This window comes from Pseudochrobactrum lubricantis (genome assembly GCF_041929865.1).
In the GTDB taxonomy this organism is placed as follows: domain Bacteria; phylum Pseudomonadota; class Alphaproteobacteria; order Rhizobiales; family Rhizobiaceae; genus Pseudochrobactrum; species Pseudochrobactrum saccharolyticum.
This window is the reverse complement of record NZ_JBHEEE010000001.1, coordinates 376,165-392,182: the sequence shown is the minus strand read 5'-3', so window position 1 is coordinate 392,182 and position 16,018 is coordinate 376,165. Positions and strand designations below refer to the sequence as shown.

The following is a 16,018-nucleotide window of genomic DNA, read 5'->3' as shown; positions in this document are numbered from 1 at the left end:
GCTCACAGGGCTTAACCCCAGTTGTTGCTACGGAATTCCATGGCGAAGGCCGGGGCGGCTTTCCACTTCACGGATTTACGTTTGGCGGTAAAAGTCGCGTTCTGATGCAGCAGCGTATAGGCCGGATCTTCACGCTCGCAGATTTCCAGCATTCGCTTGAAGGCTTCACGACGCTTGCCCTGATCCATGCTGGTTTCAAGGAAACCGGACAATTCGTTCATTTCCTTATTGGTCCATTCGCCGACCTGTTGCTGCTGGCCGTTCGGGCCATGCTGGCTGACAATGGAGGAAACCGGATCATTGAACGGAGCTGAGTTAGACCAGTCACGCACAGCGCGGGTCGGGGTCTGTTCCAGCACCTGCTGCCAGTTTTCCTTCATCTCGATCTCAACATTGAGACCGGCCTGCTGCCACATCTCCACCAAAATCTGACCGGTTGCGGTCTGGTTGGTGTAGTAATTGTTGAGCAGACGATAAGGGATCGGATCGCCTTTATAACCGGCTTCTTTGAGCAGCTGACGGGCGAGATCCGGATTATATTCCGGAACAGTCCAGTTCTTGATGAACATGTCATCATAATAGGCCCATTGCAGACCAGCCGGAATTTCTGTGCGGCCTGCCCAGAGGCTGTCCACGATAGCCTGACGGTCGATCGCATGGGTGAAAGCACGGCGGATCAGCGGATTGGCAAGCTGCGGATGGTTCTTGTCAAACACGGTCAGACGATGATTGAGCACTGCACCGCCGAGCACTTCGAATTCCGGATTTTTCTCGATGGTTTCGATCTGATCCGGCGGGATATCACAGGCGAAATCATATTCACCGGAGAGCAGGCCGTTGACGCGGGAGGCCACTTCCGGCACCTCAACAAAGCGGATGCTTTTCAGCGGCGGGCGGCCACCCCAATAGTCATCATGCGCTTCAAGCTGCAGATAATTATCCGGCTTGAATTCAACAATCTTATAAGGGCCGGTGGTCACAGGCTTGCGTGCCCAGTCCAGATAGCTGCTGGCTTCTTCAAAAGAACGGCGGTTCATAATCTGGCTGCCGTAACGGGAAATGCGGCCTTCCAGCGTGATATCCGGCGTACCGTTTTTGAAGCGCACGGTATATTTATCGATGATCTCAACACCGAGCAGCGAGGGGAAATTGCGGCGCGCTGTGGCTGGCACTTCCGGCGGCAGTTCTTTGCTCTCGCGGTTGGTCGGGTTCATTTCCAGAACGCGCAAAGTCTCGCCGGTATTCGGCTTGGTGTCACCGAACATACGATCTGTGCTGAAAGTGAAAGCCACGTCTTCGGCGGTCATTTCATCGCCGTTGTGGAATTTCACGCCTTGGCGCAGTTTCAGTTCAACAGTCTGATCGTCAATACGTTTCCACTCGGTCGCCAGTGCCGGTGCACGAACGAGATTATTCATATAATCAAGACCGATCAGCGCTTCCCACAATTGCGAGAAGAAAACGCGTTCGCCCACATTGGACTGTTCGCGCAATACATCAAGCGTATTGGAATTGGATACTTTCTGCACCGCAATGGTGATGGAAGGACGGTCATTGCTCTGCGCAATGGCAAAGCGTGGCAGGGTCAGAGAGGCTGCGCCGAAGCCGATCAGGCCGAGTGCATTACGCCGGTTAATCGAAACCATCAAAGGTCTCCCGTTGTTGACAGAAATGTCATGCCGTCCGGCCGTTAAAAGCAGGGGTGAAAACCGTGCCGGCATGGGCTGGCAGCGGAATAGGCTCTCTGTATGACAAGGGTATAAATCTGATTTTATCTTTTCATGACGTTCTGTTGACGGTGGGTTTCTGTGTTGCAACAGCATGAATTATTTATGAAATTTTGAATTTTGAGCAATTTTGCACAAGGCTGTAAAATGCCTGACATATAATACAGGCAAGAGCGCGCCCATGCGGTTGGTGGCAGAGTTGCCGCACCGCTCTGACGATGCATATTATGGAATTGTGCATTGCGTTTTGGCGCCATCCTTCAACGAGTGTGGCTATCTGATTATTATCGAGGACGAGACAATGTCTGAACTGCCGATTATTGGTGCTGCCCTGCTGGTTGAGGAAATGCCGGTTCATCGCGACTGGTATCTGGAAAAGCCGCGTGATCTGGAAATCCAGAGCTTTATCAATGCTGATGTTTTGATCGGCGACTGGAAGCCGATGGCTGAAGAAATCAAGAAACAGCTGGATGGGCATCAGGGGCGTCTGGGCATTCACGGCCCGTTCTGGGGCTTCACCATTGATACACCGGATCCGGATGTGCGTACTGTTGTACAGAAACGTCTCGATCAGGCGCTGGATGTTTGTGAATTCCTTGGTGCAGATCAGATCGTGATCCACAGCCCGTTCACCACATGGTCTTACAACCATCTGGATGATGGTTTTAAAGGCCGTGAAGAAGTTACGGAGAACACCCATCTCACTCTGGCACCGGCTATTCACCGTGCAGAAAATATGGGCGTGACTTTTGTGATTGAAAATATTGAAGATATCAATCCGTTTGAGCGCCTGAAACTGGCTGACAGCTTCAATTCATCTGCCGTGGCTGTTTCTATTGATACCGGTCATGCGCATTATGCGCATGGCAATACCGGTGCCGCACCGGTTGATCATTTCGTTCATGCCGCAGCCAACCGTTTGCAACATGTGCATTTGCAGGATGCGGATGGCTATGCAGACCGCCATTGGGCAACCGGTGACGGTACAGTCAACTGGAAAGCTGTCTTTGCAGCACTCAAGCAATATGACAGCAATCCGCGCCTGATTTTGGAAATGCGCGATCATAATGACATTAAAAAATCGATGAATTATCTGGAAGCTATTGGTCTCGGACAGTAAACCTTTAGCAGCCGAAAAGAATTGTTGTTGCGTCCTGCCGGTGTTACACCGGCGGGATGTTGCATTTTGAGGAGCCTGTTATGTCTGTTTTGCGTCCGGTTTTGTCTGCCTGCCTTTTGTCTGCTTTATGGACAGGTACAGTGCTTGCACAACAAAATCCGGCAGAACCGCAGAAGCAGGAACAGGTTAAGGCGGAAGGCCCTTGCGCGGCTATTTTTGCTGAGGCGGATTTGTCTTCAATTCTGGACGGCGCTGAAATTACCTATCGTGCAGATGGCTGCACACTCAGCAATGTCACCATCGATGCCGGAACCTATCAGAGCTGGTCAGCCGAAACCGTTGAAATCCGCAGTGCTCCGCTGGAAAAGGACGCTGAATACTGGCCGGAATGGGCTGAAATCTCTGTCAAGGCTGTCGGATACTGGCCGTCCAGTCTCCCTGCGATGCGTTATTTAAGCAAAATTCAGAAGAATGGTTTTGATCTGAAGCTGGCTTATCAATGGGATAAGGACAGTAAAATATTCCGCGTGAATGAAGCGCGTTTCTCCGGCCGGTATATTGGTGAAGTGCTGTCATCCGCGACGGTTGAGCTGTCTGAATTGCCGCGTTTTGATATTCTGGGGGCGCAAAGCTCGTCTCTGGAAACCATGAAAATTCGCGAGATTTCGACCGAGCTCGACGATCAGGGTTTCTTTGCAAATTATGTTATGACAACTATCGTCGGGATGATTGGTTATAATGATGATCCGGAACCGGAAGTTGAAAAATATCGCTCTATGGCGCTGGCTTTTGTCGCGGGATTGTCAGCCAATATGATTGATGCCGACGGCAAACAGGCACTCAGCCGTTTGATTGCTGATCTGCCGCATCCGCAATCTAAGGCCGCGATAAAGCTGGTTTTTGATCCAGCTTTTTCTGTGTCCCAATCGGATAACTCACCGCTGGCTGTGCTGGCTGCGTTTCAGAAAAATCTGAAAATCAGTGCCGTTTATGCCGGTAAATAAGGCTTTGGCAGCATTTTTCTGAGCGGGTTTGACCGGACCTGCACAAATTTTTTTACGCGGGCTTGCGTTTTGTGAAACGGTTTCCGGTGGTCTCGGTGTCTGGTTTTCGTTATAGCGGAAAAAACATTTCGTATCAGGCATCAGGACATTATTCATATGCAGGCTCTTGAACAGGCGTTTCCGCGTCGCGCAATTCAGATCAAAAATTCCGGCTTTTCCGGCGGTATTATCCTCTCTTTTGCGATGATTGTCTGTATGGCGCTTGGTGCGTTTCTGCTCTGGTACCAAGGGCCGGGTATTCTGCGCGACTATAAAATCAGCCAGAATCCGGTCGTGGATGAGAATGCCAGCTTGCGCAAAGGCGAGTGCAAAACCCGCCAGCTGATTATGACCGATTGTAAAGCCGATATTGTTTTCAAGGACAGCGCCGGTCAATCTGTTCAGGAGAGCGTCAGCTTCATGTTTTTTGACATGAACCGCTCCGGCTATGATGTGGAAATCGTTCGCTCCGATGATGATCCGTCACTGGTGACACTGGATCTGGGCATCGAAAAGCTATGGGATCGCATTTTCACGCTCGGTGTTTTCACTGTGCTGCTGATCGGTGGCGCGATTGCTGTGATTGTGGCCATGTTCAGAACGCGTGGTCTGAATAAGAAAATCCGCAAACCACTGCCTCTTAAGCCGGTTGCTGTCACCGTGACCGGTATTCAGTCGAATTACGGTATGCGTAATGTGTTTTACAGCTACCTGAATGAAGCGGGTAAAAAGAAGAAGCGTGCCAGCCGTTTTAAGAAGAAAGAAGAGCCGTTTTATCTGAGCGTTGCAGCCGGAAATAAGAAGAATGAAACACCCGCGCTCGCTGTGCTGCCACAGGGATGTGACGTGCCGGTGCTGCTGGATGCAGATCTGAACCGGCTTGATCTGACGGCGGATGAAAAACAGGCTATTGAGAACGCACTGGCAGTCTGAATGTAATAATGTGCAGAGAACTTGTTCTTTTGAACAGGTTCTCTTTAACTGGCGGAAATCGGACAATTTGTCGGGAAATAATGTTTACCGGCAATATGCAGGCACTTTATTAGGAATGTGCCTTTTGATGCTTGGCGTGACGCACACAAAATCTTGACATTCAGCTTATACTGGCAATTGTTTCCCTATGCAGGTGATGGTTGATATTGATTTGTCAAACTATATTGCCTTGTGCGAACCCGGTATAAAAGGTGCGGAATGCTTGACAAAGGCTTGATACTGATTGTTGAAGATGAACCGGCAATTGCCGGTATTCTCGAAGCTTACCTCATCCGTGACGGGTTCCGCACAGTCTGTGCTTCTGACGGCGAAATAGCATTGCGCCATCATGCCATGCTGTCGCCGGATCTGATCCTGCTGGATGTCAAAATGCCCAAATATGACGGTTTTGAAGTTCTGGCGCGTATAAGGCGGGAAAGCAATATTCCGGTGATTATGATCAGCGCGCTGGCAGAAGATCTGGATCGTCTCTCAGGTCTGCGCCTCGGTGCGGATGATTATGTGATTAAGCCGTTCAACCCGCAGGAAGTTGTGGCACGGGTGAATGCCGTGTTGCGCCGCACCCGTAATAATGCGGCCAATGCAGCGATCCGCTTTGAGAATATTCTGGTTGATTTCGATGCCCATGCGGCTTTCACCGATACGGATGAGGAGCGGCAGCTGCTGCCGTTAACGCTGAGCGAGTTTCGCATTCTCGCCCATATGATCCGGCGTCCGACCCATGCATTTCCGCGCAATGATCTGCTGGATGCCTGCCTGCCGCAAAGTGATGCGCTGGTTCGTACCATAGATACGCATATTGCCAATCTGCGCCGCAAAATTGAAGCATCAGGCGGGCCGTCCGGTCTGTTCCCGGCGGTGCGCGGTATTGGCTACCGTCTGGCAGAACCACGATGAAATTATCCCGCTTGTCGCTGAGTACGGTTTCAGCTCTGGTCACAGCAGCGATGCTGATGCTCAGTTTTTCGATTATTTTCTTTGGTGTCATGTGGGTACAAGGCCTGTATGAGCAGCAATATCTGAGCCAGATCAGTGATAATGCCCGTCTCGCTTATGAGATGCTGGACAGGGGGGAGCTTCCGAAAGAGGCCGATTTTCTGGCTCTTGTCCAGCAACTGACGCCTTTATACGAAGATGCAGAGGCTGAACTTTATCTTCTGGTGCTGAAATTCGGACTTGGGGCTGCGTTGATTTGCAGCCTCATCGGTTATTGGCTTGCCCGTAAATTCAGCAGCCCTTTGGAAAAGCTTACACGCGTAGTGAATAACCTGCGTGAAGGCGATTTTTCCGTCCGTGTTCCTGACACGGTTAAAGGCACAAGCGAAGTTGCGATGCTTATCGAGCGTTTCAATGCGCTGGCAGAAGAGCTGGAGAATATGGAGCGTCGTCTGCGCTTCAACACCATGGCGGTGGCCCATGAGTTGCGTACGCCTCTGACCATTGTTCAGGGTATATTGCAGGGAATGGCCGATAAGATTTTCCCGCGGGACGATGACCGGATTCAAGACCTGTTGATGCAGGTGGAAGGTTTGACCCGTCTGGTCAATGACCTGCGTACCTTATCGCTTGCAGCCAGCCAGAAACTGGTGACCGAGCGCTGTAATACAGATATTGCACAGGCGGCTGAGCAGGTCTTGCAGGCTTCACGCTCACTGCTCGCCGAAGCGGGAATGGTGCTGGAAACCAATCTGAAGCGAGCCATCATTCCGGCGGATAGTCAGCGTCTGCGGCAGGCCATGCTGGCGGTTCTGGAAAATGCCTGCCGTTATGCATCATCCGGCGGATATTTGCGCTGTGAAAGCGGATATCTGAATAAAGAAGAAGCCTTTCTGCGCATTATTGATCGCGGACCCGGCTTCGATCAGGAATTTTCCGGCCATACGATTGATGTGTTCTGGCGTGGCGAGCCGTCCCGTGCAAGAGCAACCGGCGGGTCAGGTCTGGGCTTGTCAATTGTCCGTGCAATCGTGACTGCCCATGGCGGCAGAGTGGAGCAGGCCAGTCTGGCTGAGGGCGGAGCTTGCGTGACCATGATTTTTCCGCGCAAACTGGCGGAGAATAAGCCGGACGGGACATTGGCATAAATTCAGAATATCTGGATTTGTAATTCCGTAATACGGAGTAATATTTATGAAACTGTCATATAATACAGTTTTCATAGGTAAATTTTAAAAAATAATATTGAATATATTGTTTGACGATAAGTCTTAAACCGGATCACATCTTATTCCGGTTAAATCTTGACAATTCTGCTGCACATCAAACCGTGTAATAAATGTGAGCGAGAATTGTTGCGTGTTATACTATACGGGGCTTCAGTCAGAATTTCAGGATAAGAAGAACCTGCCTGCCAAGTGGCCGCAGCGGTTACATGCGCTTGTGTCTTCTTCATTCCTTCCGCGCAATCCAAAACGAGCGCAAGCTATCAGACGGAATCTTTACAAAAGTGAATTTTTACTGACAGGCCAACATATGATGCTTGCCGGACGGAGTGTCGTCCCATGAGAAAGCTACCTCATGATTTACATTTATGTTTTGTTTTTATTGTATTTATTCGTGCGTGAATTTCTATGGGTATAAATAATAATCTGCCTGCACTGATACGCAGTTCTGCCGGTCCATTGCACGGCAATGTTTCTGCCATTCGCCATGGCAATTGCAGACTTAACATGCTGATAAGACTGGCAGTGATTGTCAGCTTTATCTTCATGGTGATACCGGTCATTGATATTACGGTTTCCGGCTGGTTTGCAGATCGTGCAGGCCAGTTTCCGCTACATGAAAACCGTTTCTTACTGACATTGCGTGATCTGCACCGCACTTTGCCGGCAATCATCGTGCCTGCATTGCTTGCTTGTCTGATCTTGCAAGGTCTGTTTAACCGGCGCTGGCTGCCTGCACCGCATAAGCTGCTTTATATTCTGTCTGTCTATGCTATCGGTGCTGCAGCTATTGTTCATGGTTTGAAATATCTTGTCGGCCGTGCCCGTCCGAATGAAATTATGGAATTCGGCGGCAGTTCGTTTTTCAGTCCGGCATGGCAGATTGCCAAGAGTTGTCAGAGCAGTTGCTCTTTTCCGTCGGGTGAATCCGCGAGTGCTATGGCAATGCTTGCTATTCCGCTGGTTCTGGGCGGTGCCAATCGTGTGCGGCTGCTGATTATTACCGGTTTTGCAGCTTTGGTTTTCTCGCTGAACAGGCTGGTTATGGGAGCCCATTTTCTCTCGGATATCACGCTGTCTTGGCTGTTTGTTGCAATTACTATGGCGTGGTTCTGGCCGGTTTTTCAGCGCCATGGCGATCGCATTGACAACTTCATTTTCAAGATCGGTCAGCGTATCCGTAATCGCGGTTTCGTGTGGCTGGCTCCGGTTGCGATGATCTGTAGCGGGCAGGGCTTGCACCAGTCCATTTTTTAAAAGCGCGGTGAAAAGCACTCGGCTCCGTATAGCCGAGTTCTGCCGCAATCATTCCGACAGGCTTATCGGTTTCCTGCAGCCAGTTCAGCGCATATTGGCGGCGAAGTTCTTCTTTGAGGCTGCTATAGCTCATGCCGTCTGCCCGCAAATGGCGGCGTAGTGTCGGTTCGGATATATGCAGGCTTTGCGCTGCCTGTGCAAAATTCGGCCAGTTGGCAGGCGGGGTTTCCCGCAGTAATTTGTGGATTGCTGATGCACTGCCGCGATCATAGCGATAACGCAGCAGAATATTGGCCGGTGCCTGTGCCAGAAACTGCCTTAGGGCTGCTTTGCTGCGGTGGATTTTCAGCGACAACAAAGCAGGGTCGAAGCTGAGGCTGGTCTCCTGTTGAAAAAAACGGACTTTGGTACTGAAAAAATCCAGATAATCCGGCCTGTCCGGCGGAGGCGCCCCGCGAAAACCAATATCGTGAATTGGCAGGCGCCGTTTCACGAGCCAGCACAGCACGCCGTAAAGAATGAGAAAAAAGGTGCGGTAGGCGAAGGCCGGACGTGCTGGGTTCACCTCACGCAACACAATAACAGCCAGCCCATCGCGCAGGATCAATTCGCCCTTCGGTTCACCGATCAGCAAGGTAAAAAAGCGTAATGATCGGCGGATGGCATGTTCGAGATTATCGCTGGAAAGGGCGGCATGGCACAACATGGCGAAACTTCCGGGTGGCATCGGGCGCTGGCCAAAGCGGAAAAACTCACACTGAATTTCCTCCGCAATCGCCAGCCAGAGGCGGCTGTAATGTGCGGCATCCAGTTTGAAATCCGGTTGCTGTAAGGCCTTGGCATCAATACCAGCACCTGCCAGCACATCCGGTATTTTGGCAGGTGCATAGTGTTGCAAGACTGTCAGTGCATCATCAACAAAGCCACGACCGATCATGGTTTCCTCCTGCTCCTGAATAACAAGATATGGCAAAACCGATCATAAAATAAAGTCCAAACTGTCATTCTTTGCCATAGATCTTAGGGCTAGGCTCAATGTTTCTTCATCTGAATATGCAACTCCGGGAGGGCGCGCAGATGGCAGATCCTGTGGTTATTGTCGGCATGGCACGCACACCTCTGGGCGCTTTTCAGGGTGCCTTCAGCGCGGTACCGGCGGCAGAACTTGGTGCAACAGCAATCAAGGCCGCGATTGAGCGGGCAGGGATTGCAGCACACGAGATTGATGAGACTTTGCTTGGCTGTGTGTTGTCTGCGGGACAGGGGCAGGCACCGGCACGACAAGCCGCTATTGCTGCCGGCATTCCCGTAGCGTCGGGAGCTACGACGATTAATAAAATGTGCGGTTCCGGTATGAAGGCGGTGATGCTGGCGCATGATATGCTGGCCGGTGGCAGTGCGGATATTATCGTGGCCGGTGGCATGGAGAGTATGACCAATGCGCCCTATCTGCTAGATAAAGCCCGTGGCGGCTATCGCATGGGGCATGGAAAAATCAGTGATCATATGTTTCTCGACGGGCTGGAGGATGCCTATGAAAAAGGCCGTCTGATGGGCAGTTTTGCTGAGGATTGTGCCGAAGCCTTTCAGTTCAGCCGCACCGCGCAGGATGAGTTTGCACTACGCTCTTTAAAACGTGCGCAGACGGCGCTGGAGCGCGGTTATTTCTCAAAGGAAATTGCGCCGGTTGTTACGGGAAACGGCAATTCCGCGCATCTGATTGATATGGATGAACAACCGGCCAAAGCACGACCGGAGAAAATTCCGTTTCTGCGCCCTGCCTTTCGTGAGGACGGAACGGTTACAGCAGCCAATTCCAGCTCTATTTCTGATGGTGCGGCGGCACTGGTACTGATGCGTCTTTCGCAGGCAGAAAAACACGGGCTGACACCGCTTGCCCGTATTGTTGCGCAGACATCTTATGCCCATGAGCCACGTTTATTTGCCACTGCTCCGATCGGTGCGATGCGTAAACTCTATGAGAAAACCGGCTGGACAGCGGATAATGTTGATCTTTTCGAGATCAATGAGGCCTTTGCCGTGGTGACAATGGCTGCAATGCAGGAGCTCAATCTGCCAGCGGAGAAAGTGAATATTCATGGCGGTGCCTGTGCGCTCGGCCATCCGATCGGTGCATCGGGCGCCCGTATTCTGGTGACATTACTGGCAGCTTTACAGACCCATGATTTGCAGCGCGGCATTGCCAGTATTTGTATCGGCGGCGGTGAGGCAACAGCCATAGCGGTGGAGCGTTTCACCTGACAATCAGCGCGGTTTTATGAAATCGCAGACACAGTGATTTATGCATTTTGGGAGGATTGCATGAGGCAGCTGAGTACGGAGAGTTTTAAACAGGCACGTGATTTTCTTTTGCAGTATCGCGAGGATTATCAGGCTGCAAAAGCTGGTTTTGTCTGGCCGGAGGCACTGCCCTTTAACTGGGCGCTGGACTGGTTTGATGCCGAACTTGCTGCCAATCCGCAAAGCCGCAATCAGACCGCGTTGTGGATTGTCGATAGCGCCACGCAAACAGACATAAAATTGAATTTTGCCGATCTGAGCATCCGCTCTTCCCAGCTTGCCAATTATCTGCGCGGGCTTGGATTGAAGCGCGGCGATCATCTGCTGGTACTACTCGGCAATGTGCCTGCTCTGTGGGAAGTGATGCTTGCAGCGATGAAACTGGGCATAATCGTCATCCCTGCCACGACTTTACTGACACCGGACGAATTATCCGACCGGCTGGAACGCGGCCATGCCTGCGCCATTCTCGCAACCGGCGATCAGCTCTTAAAATGCGAGGGATTGGCCGGAAATGAGGTGCTGCGCATTCAGGTGCCGAATGGTCATGCCGCAGAAAACAGTAACTGGCACGATTATAATGAGGCTTTTAGCCAATCTCCGGTGTTTCAGCCGGATGGTGAAACACAGCCGCATGATCCGATGCTGCTTTATTTCACCTCCGGTACCACCGCTAAGCCGAAACTGGTACGGCACAGTCATCGCAGCTATCCGGTCGGCTCGCTCTCGACCATGTATTGGGTAGGTTTGCAACCGGCCGATATCCATCTGAATGTCTCATCCCCCGGTTGGGCGAAACATGCATGGAGTTCGCTCTTTGCACCGTGGAATGCCGGTGCCACCGTGCTGGTGGTCAATCAGCCAGCCTTCAGCGCCAAAGTGTTGCTGGCAGAAATGCAGCGTTGTGCAGTGACCACAATGTGTGCCCCGCCAACGGTGTGGCGTATGCTGATACAGGAAGACCTCAAAACCTGTAAAATGAGCCTGCGCGAAGTCGTGGGTGCCGGTGAACCGCTCAACCCTGAAATTATTGAGCAGGTGCGTGAGGCATGGGGACTGACCATTCGCGACGGTTATGGCCAGACCGAAACCACGGCACAGGTGGCGAATAGTCCGGCGCAGAATGTGAAAAGCGGCGCGATGGGCAGGCCATTGCCGGGCTATGAGGTGGTGATCCTTGATGCGGACGGCCATGCAGCGCAGGAAGGCGAAGTCTGTCTGCTGCTGGATGACAAACATCCGGCAGGGCTGATGCAGGGGTATCAAGAAACGGACGGCAGGCTCAGCGGTACCGATGGTCGTGTCTACCGCACCGGTGATGTCGCCTATCAGGATGCGGATGGTTACTTGCATTTCGTTGGCCGCGCCGATGATGTGTTTAAATCCTCTGATTATCGTATCAGCCCGTTTGAGCTGGAAAGCGTGTTGCTGGAACATGATGCGGTGACGGAGGCCGCCGTCATTCCGGTGGATGATCCGATCCGCTTGTCTGTTCCCAAAGCCTATATTCTGCTGCGCGCCGGTGAAGAGCCTTCGCGTGCGCTCGCACTTTCCGTTTTGCAATATACCAATGAGCGTCTGGCACCGTTCAAGCGCATCCGCTCACTGGAATTTGTGCGGGAGCTGCCCAAAACAATCTCCGGAAAAATCCGCCGTGTGCAACTGCGCCGTTTAGAGCGGGAGGGCATCGAGGATGATGTGTTCCGTGGCATTGCGTTTGATGAGGGTGAATTTCCGGAACTGAACATCGGGCGCAACAGACCTGTGCAGAGCGAAGGAGAGAACCATGTCCGGTGAACTCAATGAGGAGCAGAGCAGCATTTTCGCCATGGCTGCGGGTTTTGCCGCGCAGGAACTGGCACCTCATGCTCTGGAGTGGGATGAGCAGAAGCACTTTCCCGTGGATGTGCTGCGCAAAGCGGCGGCACTGGGCATGGGTGGCATCTATATTCGTGATGATGTTGGTGGTTCCGGCCTGACCCGCATGGATGCGGCATTGATTTTTGAGGCACTGTCGCAGGGCTGTCCGGTCATCGCCTCGTTCCTGTCGATCCATAATATGTGCGCATGGGTGATTGATGCCTATGGCTCAGAAACACAGCGGCAAAAATGGTTGCCACAACTCACCCCTATGGAGCTGATCGCCAGCTATTGCCTGACCGAACCGTCCTGCGGTTCCGATGCCGCCAATCTCAGCACCAAAGCCGTGCGCGATGGTGATGATTATCTGATCACAGGGCAGAAGCAGTTTATCTCCGGTGCCGGTGCGAGTGATATTTATATCGTGATGGCACGAACCGGCGCGGCAGGAGCCAAAGGCATCTCGGCCTTTATCGTGCCGAAGGATTCAGTCGGCTTGTCCTTCGGTGCCAATGAAAAGAAAATGGGCTGGAATGCCCAGCCAACCCGCACGGTGATGTTCGATAATGTGCGCGTACCGGCGGAAAACCTGATTGGTCAGGAAGGCATCGGTTTTAAAATTGCTATGTCTGCGCTTGATGGCGGGCGGTTGAATATCGCCGCTTGTTCGCTTGGCGGCGCGCAGGCCGCTTTTGACAAGGCGCTGATCTATATGGATGAGCGCAAGGCTTTCGGCTCAAAGCTGCATCAGTTTCAGGCATTGCAATTCCGTCTTGCCGATATGGCTACGGAGCTGGAAGTGGCGCGTACATTTTTGCACCGTGCAGCCCGTGCGCTCGATCGTCATGATGCCGATGCGGTGAAGCTTTGCGCTATGGCCAAACGTTTTGTCACTGATGCCGGATTTAACGTGGCCGATCAGGCGCTGCAGCTGCATGGCGGCTACGGTTATCTGAGCGAATATGGCGTGGAAAAATTGGTGCGCGATTTGCGTGTGCATCAGATTTTGGAAGGCACCAATGAGATCATGCGGGTGATTATCGCCCGTGAGCTGCTGAGCGGGAGAGATTAATGAATACTAATAAGACTATTGGTTTTATCGGCCTCGGTCATATGGGCGGGCCTATGGCGGCCAACCTCGTCAAAGCGGGATTTAACGTGCGCGGTTTTGATCTGGTTGAGGCATCAAAACAAGCAGCACAAGCAAACGGCGTTCAGATTGCGGATAATGTTGCGCAGCTCGTGCAGGGTGCGACTGTAATTATCACCATGCTGCCCGCCGGTTCCCATGTGTTGAGCGTCTGGCGTGAACTGACAGCGCTGGTTGTGCCGGATACACTGTTAATTGATTGCTCGACCATTGATGTCGACAGTGCCCGCAAGGCGCATGAAATGGCGGCGGAGCATAAATTATTGAGCATTGATGCGCCGGTTTCCGGTGGTGTTGTCGGTGCAACGGCAGCAACGCTTACCTTTATGGCCGGTGGTGAAAAAGCTGCTTTTGACAAAGCCGAACCTGTGCTGGCTGCTATGGGGAAACGCATTGTGCATTGCGGTGAGGCCGGTGCAGGGCAGGCGGCGAAAATCTGTAACAACATGATCCTCGGCATTTCCATGATCGGTGTGTGCGAGGCTTTCGCTTTGGGTGAAAAGCTGGGTCTTTCTCAGCAGGCATTGTTTGATGTGGCCTCCACTTCGTCCGGCCAGTGCTGGGCGCTCACCACCAATTGTCCGGTGGCGGGGCCGGTGCCGACATCCCCTGCCAACAGGGATTATCAGCCGGGCTTTGCTGCAAGCTTAATGCTGAAAGATTTGAAACTGGCGCAGGAGGCGGCTGCTTCTGTGGGGGCAACCACGCCATTGGGAGCGGAGGCAGCACAGCTCTATAATCTGTTCAACGCACTTGGTTCGGGCGGGGAGGATTTCTCCGGTATTATCCGCCTGTTGCGCGGCAAGGAGGGGACATCATGACTTATGAAACCATTCTCACAGAAATGCATGGTCGTGTGCTGCTCATCACGCTGAACCGTCCTCAGGCGTTGAATGCTCTGAACCGGCAGCTGGCAGCAGAACTGATTGCGGCGGTGGAAGCGGCGGACAAAGATGAACATGTGGGCTGTATTGTGCTGACCGGCTCTATCAAGGCCTTTGCCGCCGGTGCAGATATCAAGGAAATGCAGGCGCAGGATTTCAGCACTATGTTCGTGGCAGACTGGTTCGGCGAATGGGAGCGTTTTACCTCGGTGCGCAAACCGATTATTGCCGCTGTGGCTGGTTATGCGCTGGGCGGTGGCTGTGAACTGGCGATGATGTGCGATTTTATTCTGGCGGCAGATAATGCCCGCTTTGGCCAGCCGGAAATCCGCCTTGGCGTTATTCCGGGTATGGGCGGTTCGCAACGTCTCACCCGTTTTGTAGGCAAATCCAAGGCTATGGATATGTGCCTGACAGGACGAATGATGGAGGCCGATGAGGCCGAGCGCTGCGGTTTGGTTTCCCGTATCATTCCGGCAGATCAGCTGCTTGAAGAAGCTTTGAGTGTGGCATCCTCTATCGCAGAGAAATCCCTGCCGGTGACTATGATGGCGAAAGAGGCTGTGAATGCGGCCTATGAAACAACGCTGACTCAGGGGGTGAAATTCGAGCGCCGTCTGTTCCATTCCGGCTTTGCCAGCCACGATCAGAAAGAAGGCATGAGCGCTTTTATCGAAAAACGCGATCCGTTTTTTCTGCACCGCTGAGGCCAGATCACGCATTCACTTCAGACGGGAGAAGCCTTTGAAAACAAATATCTGGTGAAGGGCATTTTTGTCTTGAACAATTTTGTATCCTGGATAATCATACTGAAAAATATAAGGGAACACAGGCTTGTCCAGCTATAAATGGAGCAGCCAAACGAGGCTGCTGGACGAGGTTGCGCAAGCACTTCGTGAGAGCATCTATGCGGGTCAATATGCGCCGGGCACGATTTTGCGACAGGAGCATATTGCTGCTGAATTCGGTATCAGCCGCACGCCGCTGCGTGAAGCATTGCGGGTACTCGAGCGCGATGGTCTGATCGTTCATCTCCCTGGTCGCGGTGTGCGTGTGGCAAGTGTTGACCTGCCGCATCTGCTTGATGCCTATGCCGTGCGTGAAGTGATTGACGGTGTTGCCGCACGTTTTGCTGCGGAACGCGCCGATGCTGCAGCGATTGCCGGTCTTGAAAAACTCATTATGCATCAGCGCTCCATTATCGAGCCTTGGGATTCCAAAGCCTATACGCAGTCTAATGTCGATTTTCATCTGGCGGTAATGGCAGCGGGCGGCAATGCCTCTCTGGAGAATTTTGTGCCTCTGTTGCGCATGACCTCGCAGGTCTTTGCGCCGGTTTTTGCGCTCACGGCAGAGCGGGCGAAAAATGCCATTGAGGAACATGCTCTGATCGTTGAGGCGATTGCGCGCAAAGACGGTACAGGGGCTGAGGAATTGGCGCGGCAGCATATCCGCAAGACCATCAACAGCCTTCAGATGATGCAAAATAATCAGCAGGAAATATCCTGCGGGAGAGAATGA

General features: G+C 52.4%; 14 protein-coding genes. 12 read left to right on the top strand and 2 right to left on the bottom strand.

Annotated elements, in window-relative coordinates; all coding sequences use genetic code 11:
* Positions 1 to 11: 11 nt before the first annotated feature.
* Complete coding sequence (locus tag JNC80_RS01700; RefSeq protein ID WP_376709314.1) at positions 12 to 1,646, bottom strand: ABC transporter substrate-binding protein; 1,635 nt, start codon at positions 1,644 to 1,646, stop codon at positions 12 to 14.
* 382 nt (positions 1,647 to 2,028) lie between these two features.
* Between JNC80_RS01700 and JNC80_RS01695 the strand changes: the two genes are divergently transcribed.
* The 6 genes from JNC80_RS01695 (at position 2,029) to JNC80_RS01670 (ending at position 8,302) form a co-directional block, all read left to right on the top strand.
* Complete coding sequence (locus tag JNC80_RS01695; protein WP_376709624.1) at positions 2,029 to 2,847, top strand: sugar phosphate isomerase/epimerase family protein; 819 nt, start codon at positions 2,029 to 2,031, stop codon at positions 2,845 to 2,847.
* Between the two features lie 80 nt (positions 2,848 to 2,927).
* Positions 2,928 to 3,851 (top strand): hypothetical protein, encoded by a 924-nt coding sequence (locus JNC80_RS01690; RefSeq protein WP_376709313.1) that lies wholly within the window; start codon positions 2,928 to 2,930, stop codon positions 3,849 to 3,851.
* A gap of 156 nt (positions 3,852 to 4,007) precedes the next feature.
* Complete coding sequence (locus JNC80_RS01685) at positions 4,008 to 4,823, top strand: hypothetical protein (protein WP_376709312.1); 816 nt, start codon at positions 4,008 to 4,010, stop codon at positions 4,821 to 4,823.
* Between the two features lie 258 nt (positions 4,824 to 5,081).
* The gene (locus tag JNC80_RS01680) at positions 5,082 to 5,780 is read left to right on the top strand and encodes a response regulator transcription factor (protein WP_022710844.1); all 699 of its coding nucleotides are present in this window, start codon (positions 5,082 to 5,084) and stop codon (positions 5,778 to 5,780) included.
* Positions 5,777 to 6,967: an ATP-binding protein gene (locus JNC80_RS01675; protein ID WP_376709310.1), complete on the top strand. Its 1,191-nt coding sequence runs from the start codon at positions 5,777 to 5,779 to the stop codon at positions 6,965 to 6,967. The genes JNC80_RS01680 and JNC80_RS01675 overlap by 4 nt, the downstream gene beginning before the upstream one ends.
* A gap of 486 nt (positions 6,968 to 7,453) precedes the next feature.
* The gene (locus JNC80_RS01670) at positions 7,454 to 8,302 is read left to right on the top strand and encodes a phosphatase PAP2 family protein (RefSeq protein ID WP_376709309.1); all 849 of its coding nucleotides are present in this window, start codon (positions 7,454 to 7,456) and stop codon (positions 8,300 to 8,302) included.
* Here JNC80_RS01670 and JNC80_RS01665 read toward each other — a convergent pair.
* The gene (locus JNC80_RS01665; protein ID WP_376709308.1) at positions 8,205 to 9,275 is read right to left on the bottom strand and encodes an AraC family transcriptional regulator; all 1,071 of its coding nucleotides are present in this window, start codon (positions 9,273 to 9,275) and stop codon (positions 8,205 to 8,207) included. The two genes, JNC80_RS01670 and JNC80_RS01665, sit on opposite strands and share 98 nt — an antisense overlap.
* 104 nt (positions 9,276 to 9,379) lie before the next feature.
* On the opposite strand from JNC80_RS01665, the gene JNC80_RS01660 reads away from it, so the two are divergent.
* From JNC80_RS01660 to JNC80_RS01635, 6 genes are all read left to right on the top strand, one after another.
* Complete coding sequence (locus tag JNC80_RS01660) at positions 9,380 to 10,564, top strand: acetyl-CoA C-acyltransferase (protein WP_376709307.1); 1,185 nt, start codon at positions 9,380 to 9,382, stop codon at positions 10,562 to 10,564.
* Between the two features lie 60 nt (positions 10,565 to 10,624).
* Positions 10,625 to 12,400 (top strand): AMP-binding protein, encoded by a 1,776-nt coding sequence (locus tag JNC80_RS01655; protein ID WP_376709306.1) that lies wholly within the window; start codon positions 10,625 to 10,627, stop codon positions 12,398 to 12,400.
* The gene (locus JNC80_RS01650; RefSeq protein WP_376709304.1) at positions 12,390 to 13,535 is read left to right on the top strand and encodes an isobutyryl-CoA dehydrogenase; all 1,146 of its coding nucleotides are present in this window, start codon (positions 12,390 to 12,392) and stop codon (positions 13,533 to 13,535) included. Before JNC80_RS01655 ends, JNC80_RS01650 begins: the two co-directional genes overlap by 11 nt.
* Positions 13,535 to 14,434 (top strand): 3-hydroxyisobutyrate dehydrogenase, encoded by a 900-nt coding sequence (gene mmsB, locus JNC80_RS01645; RefSeq protein ID WP_376709303.1) that lies wholly within the window; start codon positions 13,535 to 13,537, stop codon positions 14,432 to 14,434. The genes JNC80_RS01650 and mmsB overlap by 1 nt, the downstream gene beginning before the upstream one ends.
* A complete protein-coding gene (locus tag JNC80_RS01640; protein ID WP_376709302.1) occupies positions 14,431 to 15,204 on the top strand; it encodes an enoyl-CoA hydratase in 774 nt (257 codons plus the stop codon). Before mmsB ends, JNC80_RS01640 begins: the two co-directional genes overlap by 4 nt.
* Positions 15,205 to 15,331: 127 nt before the next feature.
* The gene (locus tag JNC80_RS01635) at positions 15,332 to 16,018 is read left to right on the top strand and encodes a GntR family transcriptional regulator (RefSeq protein WP_376709301.1); all 687 of its coding nucleotides are present in this window, start codon (positions 15,332 to 15,334) and stop codon (positions 16,016 to 16,018) included.

What these genes read in the sequence shown, in the direction of transcription:
- JNC80_RS01700 (WP_376709314.1), bottom strand. Translation starts at nt 1,646, where the DNA reads ATGGTTTCGATTAACCGGCGTAATGCACTCGGCCTGATCGGCTTCGGC.
- JNC80_RS01695 (WP_376709624.1), top strand. Translation starts at nt 2,029, where the DNA reads ATGTCTGAACTGCCGATTATTGGTGCTGCCCTGCTGGTTGAGGAAATG.
- JNC80_RS01690 (WP_376709313.1), top strand. Translation starts at nt 2,928, where the DNA reads ATGTCTGTTTTGCGTCCGGTTTTGTCTGCCTGCCTTTTGTCTGCTTTA.
- JNC80_RS01685 (WP_376709312.1), top strand. Translation starts at nt 4,008, where the DNA reads ATGCAGGCTCTTGAACAGGCGTTTCCGCGTCGCGCAATTCAGATCAAA.
- JNC80_RS01680 (WP_022710844.1), top strand. Translation starts at nt 5,082, where the DNA reads ATGCTTGACAAAGGCTTGATACTGATTGTTGAAGATGAACCGGCAATT.
- JNC80_RS01675 (WP_376709310.1), top strand. Translation starts at nt 5,777, where the DNA reads ATGAAATTATCCCGCTTGTCGCTGAGTACGGTTTCAGCTCTGGTCACA.
- JNC80_RS01670 (WP_376709309.1), top strand. Translation starts at nt 7,454, where the DNA reads ATGGGTATAAATAATAATCTGCCTGCACTGATACGCAGTTCTGCCGGT.
- JNC80_RS01660 (WP_376709307.1), top strand. Translation starts at nt 9,380, where the DNA reads ATGGCAGATCCTGTGGTTATTGTCGGCATGGCACGCACACCTCTGGGC.
- JNC80_RS01655 (WP_376709306.1), top strand. Translation starts at nt 10,625, where the DNA reads ATGAGGCAGCTGAGTACGGAGAGTTTTAAACAGGCACGTGATTTTCTT.
- JNC80_RS01650 (WP_376709304.1), top strand. Translation starts at nt 12,390, where the DNA reads ATGTCCGGTGAACTCAATGAGGAGCAGAGCAGCATTTTCGCCATGGCT.
- mmsB (WP_376709303.1), top strand. Translation starts at nt 13,535, where the DNA reads ATGAATACTAATAAGACTATTGGTTTTATCGGCCTCGGTCATATGGGC.
- JNC80_RS01640 (WP_376709302.1), top strand. Translation starts at nt 14,431, where the DNA reads ATGACTTATGAAACCATTCTCACAGAAATGCATGGTCGTGTGCTGCTC.